Raw genomic sequence first — 18369 nt, forward strand, 5'->3', positions numbered from 1 at the left:
GCACTACTAAATTTCGAATGTACTAGTCATATTTAATGACTTATTGAGTATAGGATATATATCAATATCGACTAAATTTACTAAGACATTCTTTACATTTTTTACATAAAAGATTTGGTATCGCAATAATCCCAAATCAAACCTTTAAGAGCATACATAAACAAAAGCAAAATGGCGAGTTAATAGAGGTGAAATTTACAAAACATTAGATAAAAGTGCCTATTTGCCATTGGTTTATGTGATAACTGTCTACAATGAAGGATCTTTACTTATAACACAGGTAATTGCAGTCAATGAAATATGATCTAAATCACATTTTCTTGGTTATTATCTCAGTGTAATTACATAAATATGTGCTTTTTAAGTTTGAAATGTAAAGAAGTTTAAATTTATATCTAATGACGGCTTATTTGTGAGTAAAACGAATAGCTTAGTAGACTTTAAAAAGGATGGTTAGAATAAAAGACAAACAAAGAATAATGAAGAAAGTCAATTCACTGTATGTTTATCAGGGGGTTTTGTTGTTCGGATTTTCTTTATGAAATAGATACTGGCGAGTGAGAGGTAATTTATGTCGACCACCAAACGGTAATAATGTAGGTGAACCATCAGTGTATGTGCTATATCTTGATATTGTAGTCACGATAAAGCCGTTGCTCGAAATCATTAAACCGGCGATTGAGGGTAGCACGAGCAATTCTAGCTGAAAAATAATCCATGGGAATGAAGTTAGATGACCCAAGGTTATCAATAATCAGAAATTGGCCGTGAGGTTTATAACCTAATTGGTAAACAATGTTGTAAGTCTTAAGTGCCATCGTGGCGATAGCCTCTTTATAAATATTCTTTTTAAATTGCTCATAAGCAATTTTCATATTTTTTTTATGTTTTAAAAAAAGTTGTTTGTTTTTTAGGTAGTAATCTAAAGTATGTGAAACATTTCCAGTTTTATCTTTGATTAATTGGAATACATATCCTAATCCGCGATCAGTTTGCTGGGTTCCATAGTAATGAGAAATTGTTTTTATTGTGAAGTTTTTTTTATATAGACGCTTATAATAGCGAACCTCTCTTAATGTTTCTTTATCATCTCTTCCACTTAAATGAACTTTTACACATAGGTCATCATATTCAGGATGCTGATAACAAGCACGCTGTCGGCCTGATGCGATCAAATTGATAGAGGGTAATGCGATTTTTTTATTTAAATTCTTATGCATGATGATTAACACTATCTTTAACGATTCTAAAGTTTTTGATGTACACATGAGCCTTAAGTGGCGTTGCGACGATTTTCATAAATTATAGGGCTAATGCTAATAGATATTATTTATAAAGTGTTGCATTTTGTGTGGTTAATTAAGTGTGATGTAAGTCCTTTATTTTGTTTTGATAAATAATTAAAACAAAAAATAAAAAACTACGACCATAAATGAAATTATTAATATCCCTTTGGAATTAGTATGTCGTCCTCAGGCAATTCAGCCAAATTAAATACTTTAACTGTAAATAAATTACAGAAAGTGACGATAACATAATTTTAAAAGGGGATTTCATTATGAATAGCTCAGTAAAAAAAATGGTCATGACTTTTCTGGCAGTAACAGCATTAAGCACAAGTTTTTCAATCGTTGCGTCAGAAAATAGTGAGACGAAACGCAGTAGTACAGGCGTTATTCGATTTACTGGTGCCATAGTTGCATCACCTTGTGTTGTCGAAGCGAATGCTAATAAAGTTGAAACTAAATGCTGGAATGATAATGGTAAATTGGAAACTGCATCTGCAGATATTCGTAAATTAAAAAATAAAGAAATGTTGCTTCCGAATCAAAAAGGTACTCAACAATTTAATTGGATTAATAAAGATAAAACCTTAGGTATTTATACAATAAAATACGATTAATCTTGAGTTGAATAAGAATTGAATGTAGCAAACTAATATGAGAAGGGTATGCAATGTTTAATTTTAATGACATATGCCTATGAACAGTAACTTCATAGGCATATAAAAAATTGTTTCTATCAAATTAAAAACAAAAATTAGTCACAACGGCCCATATAACGACGCTCGGCGATATGAATACGAATTTTTTCTCCGCTGGTTAAATATTCAGGGACTTGGACTGTTAGTCCTGTAGCCATGGTTGCGGGTTTAGTCCGTGCGCTTGCTGATGCGCCTTTAATTGCAGGTGTTGTTTCAACAATCACCATATCAACCGTTTGTGGTAGCTCTAATGCAAGAACTTGTCCATCCATTGTTAATACTTGCATTCCTGGTAACCCTTCTTCAGGAATAAAAAGTAATTCTTCTTCAATATCCGCTTTTTTGAAAATGTAAGGAGTGTAATCTTCATTGTCCATGAAGACATATTCATCACCATCAATATAAGAAAAACTCACTCCACGGCGTGTTAGCGAAATGGTTTCTAAAATATCATCGCCTTTGAAACGCTCTTCAACTTTCTGGCCAGTTTTGATATCAGTAAAGCGCATTTTATATAGCGTACTTGCACCACGAGCGCTAGGTGCTTGAATATCAATGTCTTTTACAAGTAATAGTTTACCATTGTAGTTAATTGCTAAACCACGTTTAATTTCGTTGGCCTTGGCCATAAATAACCTTCTTTAGGGTTGTCAAAAAGAGTGCGACAAAATTACTCGCAGATAAGGAATTAGGCAAGATGCTGAAGTCAATTTTCAGTGAAAAATTTTTAGATAAATATCAGTATGAATATAACCCGTAGGTTATATTCATACTCGAATGGTTAATAGATAGGAAGTAAACCAGATAGCGATAATAAATGAGCGACCGCATTAATTAATCCAAAGAGGATCACGAAGCCAATGATAAAGCTCCCTCCTGGTGCTTTATAACTGTTGTTAGGGTAGCGTTTACGACTTGCTTTCGCCATCAGGGCAGGGACAATAACAGCCCAAATAGTCGCTGCTAACCCTGCAAAACCAATCGCATAAATAAACCCATTAGGAAAAATTAAAGCGAGTACTGTTGGTGGTAAAAAGGTGACTAATATGGATTTAAGGCGGCCAAATTTGTTATCTTCAAATTTGAAAAAATCAGCGATAAAATCAAATAGCCCTAAAGATACACCTAAGAAAGAACTCGCTAAAGCCATATAGGAGAACAGGTTCAAAAACTGAGAAATAAAACTGCTTTGGGTGGAAATATTCATTTGGGTCAGTAATGCATCAATATTATTACCATTTTCTCTGATTTCAATAAATGAAGTTCTTGGAATATTTCCTTGAATCGCATACTGCCACAAAATATAGATAACCACGGTAATGGTTGCGCCATAGACGAGGCTCTTAACAACACTGCGGCTATCTTTATTATAATATTTTACTAATCCTGGCACATTACCGTGATAACCAAATGAAGTTAATAAATAAGGTAATGCGGCTAAGGCATATGGAAGATACTGGCTTTCACCTTGTTCAGTTTGGTTAAATAAGATAGCTGGAGATGCAGTTGAAACCATTCCACCGATTGACATAATAAAGGTGATTACCATTCCACCAATTAAAATAGTGCTTAACCTATCGACAGCACGCGTAGAAAGCCACACAAAAAAAGCCACTATGAAGGCAAAAATAAAGCCAGCACCTGCTTGAGGTATCTGTATTTTTTCTGACAAATTCGCTGCGATGATAGAGCTACCCGCAGAAATATAGGCATAAGTAAGTATGTAAAGCACAAAGGTGACGGATAAACTATTAATTGAATTCCATGTCGAACCCAACAAATCTTTAACCATCGTATGGAAACTAGCGCCCGCAGGGTAATTCATATTGGCTTCTAAAATCATTAACCCAGAAAGTAACATGCAAATAAAGGTATAAATCAACAGTATGACGGAGCCTGTGAACCATACGCCAGAAGTCACCATAGGAATAGAAAACATACCAGCACCCACTGCGGTACCGGCAATGATCATAGCACCTCCTAATATAGAAGGATTTTTTTGTTGTGTTGTTCCATCAATAGCCATGGTGGCTCCTAAATATATTGTTTCACTGTACTAGCTAAATGATACGGCAAGCATGAAGTATTGTAAATATAGTAAATAGAATAAAACAGGGAAAAATGAGTAATTAGAAAGGGATGGATAATAAACGTACAACGCGAGAATGTTTGTACGCTTACGATTAATTAGGCGTTTTGGCGATAGAAACGTTGTGTTAGCCAGAGGTCAACCGCGTTGCGACTAGCCTCAAAATGCGGTTCTGGGAGTTTGTCTGGTGAAACCCACATTAAGCTTTCACATTTATCTGGTTCCATAATTTGAGGCTCAACATCACCGTCATATTCAACATGCATGCAAACAGAAACGGTGTGTTTACCTTCTTGTTGGTGAGTTTGTAAATTATTGCTGATGCCAAAAACAGTGGGGGCTTGGATATCAATACCTATCTCTTCTTTTATTTCGCGAATTGCACAGGTTTCAAAAGATTCACCGGGGTCGACATGTCCGCCGAAAATGGACCAATAGGGCGCATGTTTACTACTGCGTTTACCTATCAAAATTTGCCCATACTTGTTAGTGATTAGCACACCGACACCAACGACGACGTAAGCAGGCTCAGACATATATTCTCCTTATTATTTTATTTTTCAGCGCGCTGATCCTGACATAATCTTGTAGAAAAACAAGCAGGAAAAAGTACAAATATCACTGAAAACAATATGCTTTAATGTTATAACTATACTTAAATTTAAAGACACGATAATCATGATAAGGGAGATTAGTGGTTATGACTCGCCGGGTTGCTACAATTACATTAAATCCTGCTTACGACCTTGTGGGCTTATGCTCTACTATCGAAGTGGGGGAAGTCAATTTAGTCAAAACCGCTAGCCTCAATGCGGGTGGTAAAGGGGTCAATGTCGCAAAAGTACTCCGTGACTTAGGTATTGATATCACTGTTAGTGGTTTTATGGGAAAGGATAACCAAGAAGAATTCCAACATTTTTTCAGTGAAAATGGCATGGCTAACCGCTTTAGTATGGTGCCAGGACGAACACGAATTAACGTAAAACTCACTGAAAACAATGGAGAATCGACTGATTTCAACTTTTCAGGTTTTGAGGTCAGCAAAGAAGACTGGAACCGTTTCTCGACAGAATCACTCAATTGGCTTGGCCATTTTGATATGGTTGTGGTCAGCGGAAGTTTGCCAAGTGGTATTGATCCAGAAGAATTTACTCGTTGGATGACTCGCCTTCGCCAATTATGCCCATGTATTATTTTTGATAGCAGTCGAGAAGCCTTAAAGGCAGGTTTAAAAGCGTCACCATGGCTAGTAAAACCTAATCGTCATGAGCTAGAAAGCTGGGTTGGTCGAAAACTGCCAGACTTACAAGATGTCGTAGCTGCAGCGCATGAATTAAGAGACAAAGGCATTTCCCATGTTGTCATATCGCTAGGGGAAGAAGGAGCTCTGTGGGTTAATGCGTCAGGTTCTTGGCTAGCTAAACCACCACATTGTGAAGTGATAAGCACGGTTGGGGCTGGTGACTCGATGGTGGCAGGGCTAGCTTATGGGTTACTTAATGGTGAGTCTAGTGAGCATACCTTACGTATGGCGACTGCAATTTCTGCACTCTCAGTTTCCCAGCCAGATGTCGGCTTAAAAAATAGAAATAAATTAGCGGATATGATGGCAAAAATTGAAATGAAATCGTTATAGGTCATTCAGTTCAAATAAAACCCCCATATGATAAATGCGGGGGTTTTTGTTATTAGAAAGTAGGCTAAATCGCTAATTATTTTGTTGTGCTTTTAACCACGCAATTTCTTGTGGCCAAATATCGGGGTTTACGGTTTCTAAAATCAAAGGGATACCATCGAAGCGGTTATCTTGCATAATGTAAGTAAATGGTGCAAAACCAATATTCCCTTCACCTAAACTATGGTGGCGGTCGACACGGCTGGCAAATTCACTTTTCGCATCATTAAGGTGCATTCCTTTTAGAAATTCAAACCCGACAATCTCAGCAAATTGGCCAAATGTTTTGTCACAATCTTCGGCAGTGCGTAGGTCATAACCTGCGGCAAAAGCATGACAAGTATCGATACACACACCTACACGGCTTTTATCTTTTACCCCATCAATAATTTTTGCGAGATGTGTAAAGTCAAAACCTAAGTTAGTACCTTGCCCTGCCGTATTTTCAATGACAGCAATCACTCCCTCGGTTTCAGCAAGCGCGATATTAATAGATTCAGCAATCCGCGCTAAACAGTCGTCAATTTCAATTTTGTTTAAATGACTACCTGGGTGGAAATTAAGTAAATCAATACCTAATTGCTCACAGCGCTGCATTTCATCGATAAAAGCGACCCGAGATTTTTCTAGAGCTTCAAATTCAGGATGACCTAAATTGATTAAATAGCTGTCATGGGGCAGGATCTGGTGTTTACCGTATCCATATTTTTTGCAGTTATCTTTAAATTTTTTAATCACTTCTTCGCTCAGTGGCGCAGCTTTCCACTGACGCTGATTTTTTGTGAACAATGCAAAAGCGGTTGCGTTGATTTCATGTGCACGAATAACGGCTTGGTCAACACCACCAGAGGCGCTGACATGTGCTCCAATATATTTCATTTTTGACTCCTTTTTATTGGAGTATGCCATTAATAAGCGAATAAATGAAATCAACAAAAAAGCCACCGGTTAAGGTGGCTAAAAACGAGGAGAATGTAGATTAAAAAATGTTTTGAATCAGTAAGTTAATTAAGAACCCGCCAACTATCAACCAAACAAACAGTATCAACGCCATTAGCAATGGTTTAATCCCCGCTTGGCGAATAGCGCTAACATGGGTAGTCAACCCTAAAGCAACCATTGCCATAGCAAGTAAAATAGTATCCAAAGCAATAACTTGCTGTACTAATGCTTGTGGCAGCAAATTGAGTGAATTAAAACCTGCGACAACAATAAAAAATACAGCAAACCAAGGAATAGTAATTTTACTTTTTTGGGTCTTTGTTGTTTGGTTAGCGGCCGTTTTACGGCTTAAAAACGCAGATAAAATAATTAAAAATGGCGCAAGCATCATGACACGGATCATTTTGGCAATGACAGAGGCATTTTCTGCGTCTGTACCAATCGTATGGCCTGCTGCAACAACCTGCGCAACTTCATGTACCGTTGAACCAATGTAAATTCCAAAGGTTTCTTCTGTTGCCGGAAACCAACCAAAGTGCGCGTTTAATTGGTAAATCCAAGGGTAAACAAAGATACAAATCGTACCAAAGATAACAACGGTTGAAACGGCAACAGCGACTTTACTTGCGGATGCTTTAACGACAGGCTCAGTTGCCATGACCGCGGCTGCGCCACAGATACTACTGCCAGCACCAATTAATAATGTTGTTTCTTCATCAAGACCGAACACTTTTTTGCCTAGCCAATACGCTAATAAAAATGTCGATGTTAATGTTAAAGCATCAATAATTACACCAGTAGCGCCTACGTCAGTGATCTGTTGAAAAGTAAGGCGAAAGCCATACAAAATAATCCCGGCACGTAAAAAATAGTGTTTGGCAAATTTAATGCCAGCATCACAAGATTGACTGGCTACGGGGTAAAAAGTATTCCCGACAATAATTCCTAATAATATTGCGAGAGTTAATGCACCTAAACCAATATCCATAAACCAGGGTTGGTCACCGAGGTAAATTGCAATAGCAGTTAGAATACCCGCTAGAATAATACCTGGTATGAGTTTAAATATAGGGTTTAGGCTATTCTGCTCAAGGGTGTTGGTGTCACTTTTATTCATGATAATACTCTTTATTACCGCTTATAAGATTTAGTAATAAGGATATAACAAAAGTAATAATAATTTAAATTGATTATCTTTATATAATCTACCACCAAAATAGATTATAAGTTTCTTCTGGAATATTGCGAATAAATCGTTAATATTAACATTATTATTACAAATACTAAAAATCACGTTGGGGCTTACCTTTATGCGAATTACACTTAGGCAACTTGAGGTTTTTACGGAAGTATTAAAAAGTGGCTCCACGACGCAGGCATCTCAGTTATTAGCACTTTCACAATCGGCTGTCAGCGCGTCGCTAACGGATTTAGAAGGTCAATTAGGCGTTCAATTATTTGACCGTGTGGGTAAACGACTTGTTACGAATGAGCACGGAAGGCTGCTATATCCCAAAGCTTTAGCATTATTAGAGCAAGGGTTAGAAGTCGAGCAACTATTTAAAAAAGAGATGGGCGCCGTGCGTCTTGCAGCAAGTACAACGATTGGTAATTATATTTTACCAGAAGTCTTAGCGGGTTACCGTCATGACCATCCGGATATTCCTTTAGAGCTTTTTATCAGTAACACAGAAGAAATTATTAAAGCAGTCATGGAATTTAGAGCCGATGTTGGGTTAATCGAAGGCGTTTGTCATAGCCCTGAGTTAATTTCAAAAGCATGGCTAAAAGATGAACTCGTTATTTTTGTTTCACCCCAAAACCCATTGGCGAATAAAAAAGTTTCTTTAAAAGATTTGCGTGATGCGCCTTGGATTTTGCGTGAAAGAGGTTCAGGTACGCGGGACGTGCTCGACCAATTATTATTTGCACATCTTCCTGGCTTTCATATTTTAATGGAGCTAGGGAATTCAGAAGCGATCAAACATGCAGTTCGTTATGGAATAGGTATAAGTTGTTTATCTCGTCGAGTGATCGAAGAGCAATTAGAAAATGGCTCTCTAGTTGAACTAAAAATAGATGAACTTCATTTAGAAAGAACGCTATATTTGATTTATCACCGCCAAAAGCATCTTTCGAATGCGATTACTAACCTTCTGTCTTACTGTAATTAAAAATCCTCGTCATCTTTTAACCTGTCGCGTTGTTGGCTGCAATCGACGACCCAAGTCACATACTAATGTATGCTCCTTGGATAGTCTCAATTGCCGCCTAGCGACACGCTAAAAGCTATAGAGGATTGCAGTGAATGTGTTGCACTTGTGATAGGCTATCGCGTTGTTGGCTGCACTTTTTATGTGCCTTGAACAGTCACATTTGCCGCTACTGACACGATAAAGAAAATAAGACGTCGTCCTCTTATTAAGAGGGTATACTGAATTTTTTGAGATAACGCATTTTACTTATAATTTTGTGTGAATTATGAAGGTATCTTATAACAGTGAAGAGTTGCTTAGTTCTCACAGTCTATTTTGCTAGAATCCCTGCGATATTAGCTGAATAATAAAATGCAGGGAACAAATGTCAGAACAACATACCAATACTATCTCGCAGGGCGGCCCACAAAGACTACGCCGTGAGCTAAAGGCACGCCATCTTGCGATGATTGCTATCGGTGGGTCCATCGGTACAGGTTTATTTGTTGCCTCTGGGGCAACGGTTGCACAAGCAGGCCCCGGCGGAGCACTCCTTTCTTATGCTATCATTGGCTTAATGGTCTATTTTTTGATGACCAGTCTAGGTGAGTTAGCCGCATATATGCCCGTTTCAGGTTCATTTGCAACCTATGGTGCAAAATATGTCGATGAAGGCTTTGGCTTTGCGCTTGGGTGGAACTATTGGTACAACTGGGCTGTGACCATTGCGGTTGACTTAGTTGCCGCTCAATTAGTGATGACTTACTGGTTCCCAGATACCCCCGGTTGGATTTGGAGCGCCATTTTCCTTGCCATTATTTTCTTACTGAATTTCATCTCGGTTAAAGGGTTTGGTGAGGCTGAATACTGGTTCTCATTAATAAAAGTCACCACGGTCATCATTTTTATTGTTGTCGGCGTATTAATGATTTTTGGCATCATGAGCGGTGCGGAAAATGCCGGGTGGCATAATTGGGAAATTGGTGATGCGCCTTTTGCTGGTGGTTTTTCAGCCATGATTGGTGTGGCAATGATAGTTGGGTTCTCATTCCAAGGAACTGAATTAATCGGTATTGCTGCGGGTGAATCGAAAGACCCCGCTAAAAATATTCCAAAAGCCGTGCGCAAAGTATTTTGGCGTATCTTGTTATTCTATATCTTTGCAATCTTAATTATTAGTTTGATCATTCCTTACACTGATCCAAACTTACTGCGTAATGATGTCAAAGATATTAGTGTAAGCCCATTCACTTTAGTATTTGAAAATGCAGGCTTATTATCTGCGGCAGCAGTAATGAATGCGGTTATTTTAACAGCGGTATTATCGGCAGGTAACTCCGGTATGTACGCATCAACGCGTATGTTGTATACCTTAGCCCGAGAAGGTAAGGCTCCACGTATTTTCGCCCGTTTATCTAAAGGTGGCGTACCTCGTTATGCATTGTTAGCAACGACGGTTGTTGCAGGGTTATGTTTCCTAAGTTCCATGTTTGGCAACCAAACGGTGTACTTGTGGTTGTTAAATACATCGGGGATGACAGGGTTTATTGCTTGGTTAGGTATTGCCATTAGCCATTATCGTTTCCGTAGGGGCTATATTGCACAAGGGAGAGATCTTAATGACTTACCTTATCGTTCAGGCTTTTTCCCAATCGGTCCTATTTTTGCCTTTATTTTGTGCTTAACAATCACGTTGGGTCAAAACTACCAAGCTTTTTTAGAAGATAAAATTGATTGGGTAGGGGTTACCGCAACTTATATTGGAATTCCGTTATTTTTAGCAATTTGGTTTGGTTATAAGATAGCGAAGAAAACGACGTTTATCCGTTATAAAGACATGAGCTTTCCAAGTTACCGCGAAAATTTAGATAAATAGTTTTTTTAAATATCTATCATCAATAACAGCACTCTTAATAGGGTGCTGTTTTTTTATATATAGCGCAATAAACCTGCATTTTGGCGGTAAAATAGGCTGAATGTTAGGTTTACGATGATGGTCACAGAATTCTATTGATGAAAGCCATGATTAAACTAATAATCGTATTGATAAGTATTCTTATTTGCTTTATTGTTACCGCATAAAAAAAAGTAAGTCAATGAGGTTAAGAGTGGAGCTTAATACTATGTCGTCGGTAGCCAAGAAGTCTGTAGCTAGGTCGGTAGTAAAAGGAATAAGTTTAGCGTTATTAGCAAGTGCCAGTATGAGCGCTTGGGCTGTAACAGTGACTGACATTGCAGGTCGTACCGTTGAGGTTCCTGATAATGTTAATCGCATTTTATTAGGCGAAGGGCGCCTATTTAGTGCAATAGCTCTGCTAGAAGGTGATAAACCCATTGAGCGAATTGTAGGTTGGCAAGGTGACCTTCGAAAACTAGACCCGCAAACCTATGCTGTTTATAAAGCGAAATTTCCTGAAATTGATAACATTCCATTAATTGGTAATACCAGTGCAGATAGCGTCAGTTCAGAAAAAGTATTAACTCTAAATCCAGATATTGCGATTTTTGGTTTGTCAGGCCATGGGCCGGGTAAAAATAGTGAATTAGTTAGCCAGCTCGAAAAAGCTGGTGTACCTGTCGTATTTGTGGATTTCCGTGATAAACCACTGGAAAACACTTTACCAAGCATGCGTTTACTTGGTAAAGCATTGAACCGCGAACAGGCGGCAAATAAATATGTCGATTTTTATGAAAGAAACCAAAAATTAGTCACTGATATTACTTCGAAAATACCAGAAGATAAAAAACCAAGTGTTTTTATTGAATTACGCGCTGGTGCTTTTGAAGATTGCTGTGGTACCGCTGGCGATGGAAATATGGGGAATTTTATTGATTTAGCTGGTGGTAAAAATATTGCTAAAGGTGTTTTGCCGGGCGCGCTTGGTACGATGAACTTAGAGAAAATTATTGCAGCAGACCCAAATATTTACATTGCATCTGGTGCAAAAGCACCGGGTAGTAAAGATGCCGGCGTTCAATTAGGCGCACAAAGCACATTAACAGATGCACAAAAAAGCCTGAAAAAAATTACTGAACGTAAAGGGATTAGCTCGTTATCAGCCGTAAAAGATAAGCAAGATTATGCTATCTGGCACAATTACTATAACTCTCCATACAATGTGATTGCGACGCAAGTTTTCGCCAAATGGTTCTACCCAGAACAATTTGCCGATCTAGAACCGCAAAAAACACTAGAAGAATTGCATCGAGAGTTTCTCGCCATCGAACCAACCGGTGTATATTGGGTCAGCGAAAAGTAATGAAAACGGGTAAGAGTTGATGAGTATTACGAGCGAGCCAATGATTACGGCTGAAAAAGCGGCTATTCAGGTTGACGATAATGTAAAACAGCATTATCAAACTATGTTACGCCGTCGATTGACATGGATAGTTGTTATCATCGCGGCAATTTTATTATCACTGGTTATAGATTTTACCTTGGGGCCTTCAGGGTTATCTCTTGAGCGCTTATGGCAAACGTTGATGACCCCAGAGTCGGTTGATGCAGGAACGCGTGTCATTGTCTGGGACATTCGCTTGCCTTACGCATTGATGGCCGTGGTGATTGGCATGTCATTAGGGCTTGCGGGTGCTGAGATGCAGACAATCCTCAATAACCCGTTAGCGAGCCCATTTACATTAGGGGTATCTAATGCAGCAGCATTCGGTGCCGCATTAGCGATTGTTTCTGGTATTGCAATTCCAGGCGTGCCTGACCAATGGGTGATATCAGCCAATGCCTTTATTTTTGCCCTGTTAGCCGCACTGATGTTAGACGCAGTCACTCGTTGGACGCGTGTAGCAACTTCAGGTGTCGTACTGTTTGGTATTGCGCTTGTGTTCACCTTTAATGCATTGGTTTCCATGATGCAATTCATCGCAACAGAAGATACCTTGCAGGGTTTAGTCTTTTGGACGATGGGCAGTTTATCAAAAGCGACTTGGGTGAAACTTGGGGTGATGGCATTAGTTTTCGCACTTATTTTCCCAATTGCCATGATGAGTTCATGGAAGCTAACGGCTTTAAGATTGGGTGAGGATAGGGCGATCAGTTTCGGTATTGATGTGCGCCGTTTAAGGTTAACAACGTTATTACGCATTAGTATTTTATCGGCGCTAGCAGTGGCATTTGTCGGTCCTATTGCCTTTATTGGTTTAGTTGCGCCACATATAGCAAGGTTGATTTTTGGTGAAGATCACCGTTTTTATCTGCCTGCAAGTGCATTAATTGGGGCGTTAATTTTATCCATGGCCTCAATAGCGTCGAAGAATATTATTCCGGGTGTGATTATCCCTGTTGGGATCGTGACCTCGTTGGTTGGTGTACCGTTCTTCCTAAGTATTATTTTGCGTCATAGAGGGAACGTATCATGAGTGGCCTGATTATTAACCAATTTAATGCAGGTTACCCTAAACGTCCCGTAATTGAGAACCTATCGACGGATATCTTGCCTCGCGGCAAGATCACGGTATTACTTGGGCCAAATGGTAGTGGCAAATCCACATTATTGCGTTCGTTGGCGGGGTTAAATAAGGCAACAGGGCAGTTATTACTGGATGGTCAAGACTTAACCCAACAGAGTTTTGCCCAGCGAGCACAAAATGTGGTGTATTTACCGCAAACGTTACCTGCTGGTGTGCACCTGTATGTTTTAGAATCAGTGATTGTTGCTCAACGTGCTTCAGGCGGTTTGAGGAATGAGAATAGTAAAGACGAAGTGATGGGGTTATTACGTCAATTGGGTATTGAGCATTTGGCGTTAAGTTATTTAGACCAACTCTCAGGTGGTCAAAAACAATTAGTGGGTTTGGCACAATCTTTAATTCGTCAACCCAACTTATTGTTATTAGATGAGCCTTTAAGTGCGTTAGATTTAAATTACCAATATCATGTGATGGATTTAGTCGCAAAAGAGACGAAACGTCGAAATATAATCACGGTTGTGGTGGTTCATGATATTAATATTGCGCTCAAACATGCGGAGCATGTATTAATGTTGAAACAAGGTAATTTAATTGCTCAAGGCGAACCCGCTGAGGTTATTACCCCCGAAAGCCTTGCTGAGGTTTATGGCGTGCGGGGTCGTATTGAACGTTGTTCGCAAGGTGTGCCACAAGTCCTAATAGATGGGCTGGTTGATAAATTAGCAAGTTAATATAGTAATAGAATAGTGTGCTTGCAGCACTTGGCAAGCACATTAAATAAAATATAGAGGGCGCAATATTAAAAAATCAAATCTTAATTAATAGTAATTACCCACAGGAAATTTAATTGAATTATATAATGGTTTTTACCATGAATTTCCTATGGGTATTTAAATACCCCAATAATAAAAAATATTTTTTGATTCAATGAAATCAATGTGAGCAAATCAATTCATATATAAAACAAAATATCTCTTGGAGAGTTGGGAATGGTTGTTTTTAATAAAAGAAAAGTGGCAATTAGCATTATTGCGGCTATTGCTGCGGCGCCTGCATTTGCTGATGATAGTAATGATAAAATCTATGTGACAACGGCATCAGGCTACCAACAGAAAATTGAAGATGCACCTGCGTCTATTTCTGTTGTGACGCGCGAACAACTCGAAACTAAAGCTTACCGTGATGTGACTGACGCATTAAAAGATGTACCGGGTGTTTTAGTGACCGGTGGCGGCAGTAGCTCAGACATCAGCATCCGTGGTATGGATGCTAAATACACCATGATTTTAATCGATGGTAAACGTGTTGACACACGTACAACTCGCCCAAATAGTGATGGCTCTGGTATTGAACAAGGTTGGTTACCACCATTACCAGCTATTGAACGTATTGAAGTGGTACGTGGCCCAATGTCATCGCTGTATGGTTCAGATGCGATGGGAGGGGTAATTAATATTATCACTCGTCGCGTACAACAAGAGTGGACGACCAGTTTACGTGCTGATACAACATTAACAGAACGTAAAAATTCAGGTAATACAGGCCAAGGCAGTTTCTATACATCTGGGCCATTAATTGATGGGTTATTGGGTGTAAAACTACAAGGGCAATATTCTCATCGTGGTGAAGATAAAATCATTAATGGTTTTAACCGCCAAATCATGGCGAGTGGTGGAGCAACAGTATCGTTGACCCCAGATGACAAAAATACCTTCGACGCAGAATTTAAACGTGATAACCAACACCGTGATGACCGTGAAGGTTATACAAGCAAAAGAGGCGACGGTAGCGGTTTTAGCAAATATGAGTTGACTCATATGGCATTAACCCATACGGGTATTTATGATATTGCATCAACAGATACCTATGTTCAATATGATGAGACAAAAAACCCAGGCCGTAAAATGACGGCAGAAGACCTTGTTTTCCGTAATCAAAGTGTCTTTTTACTGGGTGACCATAGTTTAAGTATTGGCGGTCAATATCGTAAAGAGAAATTGAAAGACGAAGGTAATAAATTTAAACAGTATAATCAGCTTGAACGATATAGCTGGGCGTTATTCGCAGAAGATGAATGGTTAATGACCAATGACTTTGCGTTAACGGGTGGTATTCGTATGGATAAAGACGAAAACTACGGTTCACACTGGACTCCACGTTTGTATGGTGTATGGCATGCTGATGAACAATGGACAATTAAAGGTGGGGTAACTACAGGTTACAAAGCACCAAGCTTGCGTGAATCGTCTGCAAACTGGGGACAAGCAACAGGTGGTAATGCAGGTAATGCCGTTATTTATGGTAATCCTGACTTAAAACCAGAGAAAAGTGTGACCGAAGAAATTGGTGTTATCTGGAACAATCAAGATAATATTACTGCGGGGATAACTATCTATAACACTGACTTTAAAGATAAAATTACTGAAGTTAGGCGTTGTGAAGAAAATAGTAGCACAGTAAGAGCATGTACAGTAGCTCAAGATGGTGAAGGTGACAAACCTAACCAACCGTATCGTTTCATTAGCGATAAAGCGAACGTTGATAAAGCAAGAATGCGCGGTGTTGAACTAACTTTCAACTGGCGTATTGTGGATGACTTAAGTTTTGCAGCTAACTACACCTATACTGATACTGAACAGAAAAGTGGTGTAAATAAAGGTAAGCCATTAAATAAGCAGCCTAAACATATGGCTAACTCCACACTGACATGGCAAACAACTGAAGATTTAGAAACATGGACACGTATGAATTTCCGTGGAAAAACCTCTGAATACCAAGGTCGCGGACAAAAAATGTCAAGTGGTACAGCATCTTATGCTTTGTTTGATTTAGGTGCAAGTTATCAGCTTAACAAGAATGCGAACATTGTTGGTGGCGTATATAACGTATTAGATCGCCGAATCGATAATGCGACTTACGGTGCTGAATTAGAAGGCCGTCGCTACAATATCGGTATCAACTACAACTTCTAATCGAAAAAATAATTTCGATTAATCCAAACCCTTTGGCTTCTACCAAAGGGTTTTTTGTTGATTAAAACCTGATAAAAATCATAAGAAAAAGAGGTTATAAGCAGATATGGCAAAAAGTCAGAAATAATCAAAATTTCTCATGGAAAATAGGGTGATTTGTTAACAATTTAACTTGCTATTTCGAGTTATGGCGTGCAAAATGCGCGAACTAAAAAATAACTGATGCTTAATCAAATGAAGCATCGGTTTTTTTGTTTTTAGGAACGTTCATTCTAGCGGGGCCGGACATAGAGCCGGAGAGATAATTTTAATATTTACGTGTAGCAAACATTTTTCGCTACCGATTTGAGGAATGCTTTTATGGCTTACTTTTTCGCATTCGCAGCAGGGCCAGGCGCTGGCGGCTGCCGTATCGATGACTACGGGGCTCTCGGTGGCTTCGCTCACACGCCTTTCTCCCTTTCTTCGTTTTTCTCTGCCTATAGGCAGATGCAAAGTCTTCCCAGTAACTGTCGATTAAGCCGAAGTAGTATGCAATCGAAAGTTATGGGAGGGCTTAGACGTGCAAAATAATACTCCAATTCCATTAGACATCGGTCACAATCAAACGGGTGCGAATAACCGCGTACAACTTGCAAAAACCTTAACATTGGTGCAAGTAGTGATGATCGGTATTGCGTATATCCAGCCAATGACGATATTTGATACCTTCGGAATGGTGTCAGATAAAACCGGTGGACATGTTCCAACTTCATACATTATTGCACTTGCTGCGATACTGTTTACTGCTCTGAGCTACGGTAAATTGGTGAAGCGTTTCCCATCAGCCGGTTCAGCGTACACTTATGCCCAAAAATCAATGAGCCCTCATATTGGCTTTTTGGTGGGTTGGACATCCTTGCTGTCCTATATTTTTATGCCAATGATCAACATCTTATTGGCTAAAATTTATTTACAAGATATTTTCCCTAATGTTGAACCAGCGATTTTTGTTGTGGGTCTAGTCATATTAATGACGGCAGCAAACTTACGCGGTATCAACGTAATAGCGAACTTAAGTACCGTGATTGCGATTATCCAAGTTGGTGTCATGGCTGTGTTTACTGGGCTTGTTATCCACGGTGTCACTAACGGTGAAGGTACAGGAGAAATTTGGACCTTTAACCCATTTGCTAATGAAAAAACCGAAGTGATTCCGCTGATAGCTGGGGCGACAATTCTTTGTTTTTCATTCTTAGGTTTCGACGGATTAAGCTCACTGTCAGAAGAAACGCCAAATGCAGGTAAAGTTATCCCGCGTGCTATTTTCTTAACTGCGTTAATTGGTGGGGTTATCTTTATTACCGTTTCTTTCTTCTTACAGCAATACTTCCCTGATGTATCACGCTTTAAGAATATTAATGAAACACAACCAGATATTATGCGTTTTGTTGCTGGAACATTCTTCCAGTCAATCATTCTGGTGTTCTCATGTGTTACGGTATTAGCGTCAGGTATGGCGGCTCATGCGGGTAGTGCGCGTTTGATGTATGTAATGGGGCGTGATGGGGTATTCCCAGAAAAAGTATTTGGTTATGTTAGCCCAACGTGGCGCACTCCTGCATATAACGTATTAATGGTTGGTTTCTTAGCACTAGGCGCTATCTGGTTTGAAATGGATTTTGCGACTGCATTAATTAACTTTGGTGCACTAATCGCGTTTACCTTCGTGAATATCTCGGTTATCAGCCAATTCTTTATTCGTGAACGCCGTATGACTGGGGCTAAAAATATCATTAACTATTTGATTTTGCCTGTCATAGGGACATTAACAGTCTGTGTGTTATGGCTAAATATTGAAGAAGATTCAATGGTATATGGTTTAGTCTGGACTGCGGTTGGTTTAGTTTATATGGCTGTTTTAACGCGTATGTTTAAGCGTCCTATGCCGCAAATGAGCGACATCTAATATATTCTTCATATTTCGCGCTGTAGCTGCGTTGCGTTCTCAAAACGACATGGGTCACATACTTATGTATGCTCCCCATGCTCGTTTTGCTCGGCGCCTTGCTACAACACGAACTATTTTGAATATACTCAGAATTAGA

At 39.2% G+C, this 18369-nt stretch carries 16 protein-coding genes; 10 read left to right on the forward strand and 6 right to left on the reverse strand.

What is annotated here, in order from left to right; translation table 11 throughout:
- Positions 1-620 precede the first annotated feature (620 nt).
- On the reverse strand, positions 621-1220 hold the full coding sequence (locus P3L37_RS07860; protein ID WP_109911631.1) for a YrbL family protein: 600 nt from the start codon (positions 1218-1220) through the stop codon (positions 621-623).
- A 338-nt stretch (positions 1221-1558) separates the two neighbouring features.
- Between P3L37_RS07860 and P3L37_RS07865 the strand changes: the two genes are divergently transcribed.
- Positions 1559-1903, forward strand: coding sequence for a hypothetical protein (locus P3L37_RS07865; RefSeq protein ID WP_004911913.1), 345 nt, complete (start codon positions 1559-1561; stop codon positions 1901-1903).
- 137 nt (positions 1904-2040) lie between these two features.
- Here P3L37_RS07865 and yeiP read toward each other — a convergent pair whose 3' ends face one another.
- The 3 genes from yeiP to P3L37_RS07880 form a co-directional block, all read right to left on the reverse strand.
- Entirely contained in the window at positions 2041-2613 is a 573-nt protein-coding gene (yeiP, locus tag P3L37_RS07870) for an elongation factor P-like protein YeiP (protein WP_004911909.1), read from the reverse strand.
- 152 nt (positions 2614-2765) lie between these two features.
- Complete coding sequence (gene mtr / locus P3L37_RS07875; protein WP_109911582.1) at positions 2766-4010, reverse strand: tryptophan permease; 1245 nt, start codon at positions 4008-4010, stop codon at positions 2766-2768.
- Between the two features lie 161 nt (positions 4011-4171).
- Complete coding sequence (locus tag P3L37_RS07880; protein WP_004911901.1) at positions 4172-4609, reverse strand: nucleotide triphosphate diphosphatase NUDT15; 438 nt, start codon at positions 4607-4609, stop codon at positions 4172-4174.
- 164 nt (positions 4610-4773) lie between these two features.
- Between P3L37_RS07880 and fruK the strand changes: the two genes are divergently transcribed.
- On the forward strand, positions 4774-5709 hold the full coding sequence (gene fruK, locus P3L37_RS07885; protein WP_004253135.1) for a 1-phosphofructokinase: 936 nt from the start codon (positions 4774-4776) through the stop codon (positions 5707-5709).
- A gap of 72 nt (positions 5710-5781) precedes the next feature.
- Here fruK and nfo read toward each other — a convergent pair whose 3' ends face one another.
- Both nfo and P3L37_RS07895 read right to left on the reverse strand, forming a co-directional pair.
- Positions 5782-6627: a deoxyribonuclease IV gene (gene nfo, locus P3L37_RS07890; protein ID WP_110731995.1), complete on the reverse strand. Its 846-nt coding sequence runs from the start codon at positions 6625-6627 to the stop codon at positions 5782-5784.
- A gap of 100 nt (positions 6628-6727) precedes the next feature.
- A complete protein-coding gene (locus tag P3L37_RS07895) occupies positions 6728-7807 on the reverse strand; it encodes a YeiH family protein (RefSeq protein WP_110731994.1) in 1080 nt (359 codons plus the stop codon).
- A 193-nt stretch (positions 7808-8000) separates the two neighbouring features.
- Here P3L37_RS07895 and yieE point away from each other — a divergent pair, with 193 nt between their 5' ends.
- From yieE to P3L37_RS07935, 8 genes are all read left to right on the forward strand, one after another.
- Entirely contained in the window at positions 8001-8864 is an 864-nt protein-coding gene (yieE, locus tag P3L37_RS07900; RefSeq protein ID WP_004911888.1) for a DNA-binding transcriptional regulator YeiE, read from the forward strand.
- Positions 8865-9270: 406 nt separating this feature from the next.
- A complete protein-coding gene (locus tag P3L37_RS07905) occupies positions 9271-10761 on the forward strand; it encodes an amino acid permease (protein ID WP_109911585.1) in 1491 nt (496 codons plus the stop codon).
- Between the two features lie 220 nt (positions 10762-10981).
- On the forward strand, positions 10982-12145 hold the full coding sequence (locus P3L37_RS07910; protein ID WP_109911586.1) for an ABC transporter substrate-binding protein: 1164 nt from the start codon (positions 10982-10984) through the stop codon (positions 12143-12145).
- 19 nt (positions 12146-12164) lie between these two features.
- Positions 12165-13259, forward strand: a complete 1095-nt coding sequence (locus P3L37_RS07915; RefSeq protein ID WP_109911587.1) for a FecCD family ABC transporter permease — start codon at positions 12165-12167, stop codon at positions 13257-13259.
- Complete coding sequence (locus P3L37_RS07920) at positions 13253-14041, forward strand: ABC transporter ATP-binding protein (protein WP_109911588.1); 789 nt, start codon at positions 13253-13255, stop codon at positions 14039-14041. The genes P3L37_RS07915 and P3L37_RS07920 overlap by 7 nt, the downstream gene beginning before the upstream one ends.
- 258 nt (positions 14042-14299) lie before the next feature.
- Positions 14300-16282 carry a ligand-gated channel protein gene (locus P3L37_RS07925; protein ID WP_109911589.1) on the forward strand — a complete coding sequence of 661 codons (1983 nt, stop codon included), beginning with the start codon at positions 14300-14302 and terminating at the stop codon, positions 16280-16282.
- A 360-nt stretch (positions 16283-16642) separates the two neighbouring features.
- On the forward strand, positions 16643-16855 hold the full coding sequence (locus tag P3L37_RS07930) for a hypothetical protein (protein WP_004253162.1): 213 nt from the start codon (positions 16643-16645) through the stop codon (positions 16853-16855).
- Entirely contained in the window at positions 16845-18230 is a 1386-nt protein-coding gene (locus tag P3L37_RS07935; protein ID WP_109911590.1) for an APC family permease, read from the forward strand. The genes P3L37_RS07930 and P3L37_RS07935 overlap by 11 nt, the downstream gene beginning before the upstream one ends.
- Positions 18231-18369: the final 139 nt, after the last annotated feature.

The organism is Providencia sp. PROV114, from assembly GCF_032704305.1.
GTDB classification, from domain to species: Bacteria; Pseudomonadota; Gammaproteobacteria; order Enterobacterales; family Enterobacteriaceae; genus Providencia; species Providencia rettgeri.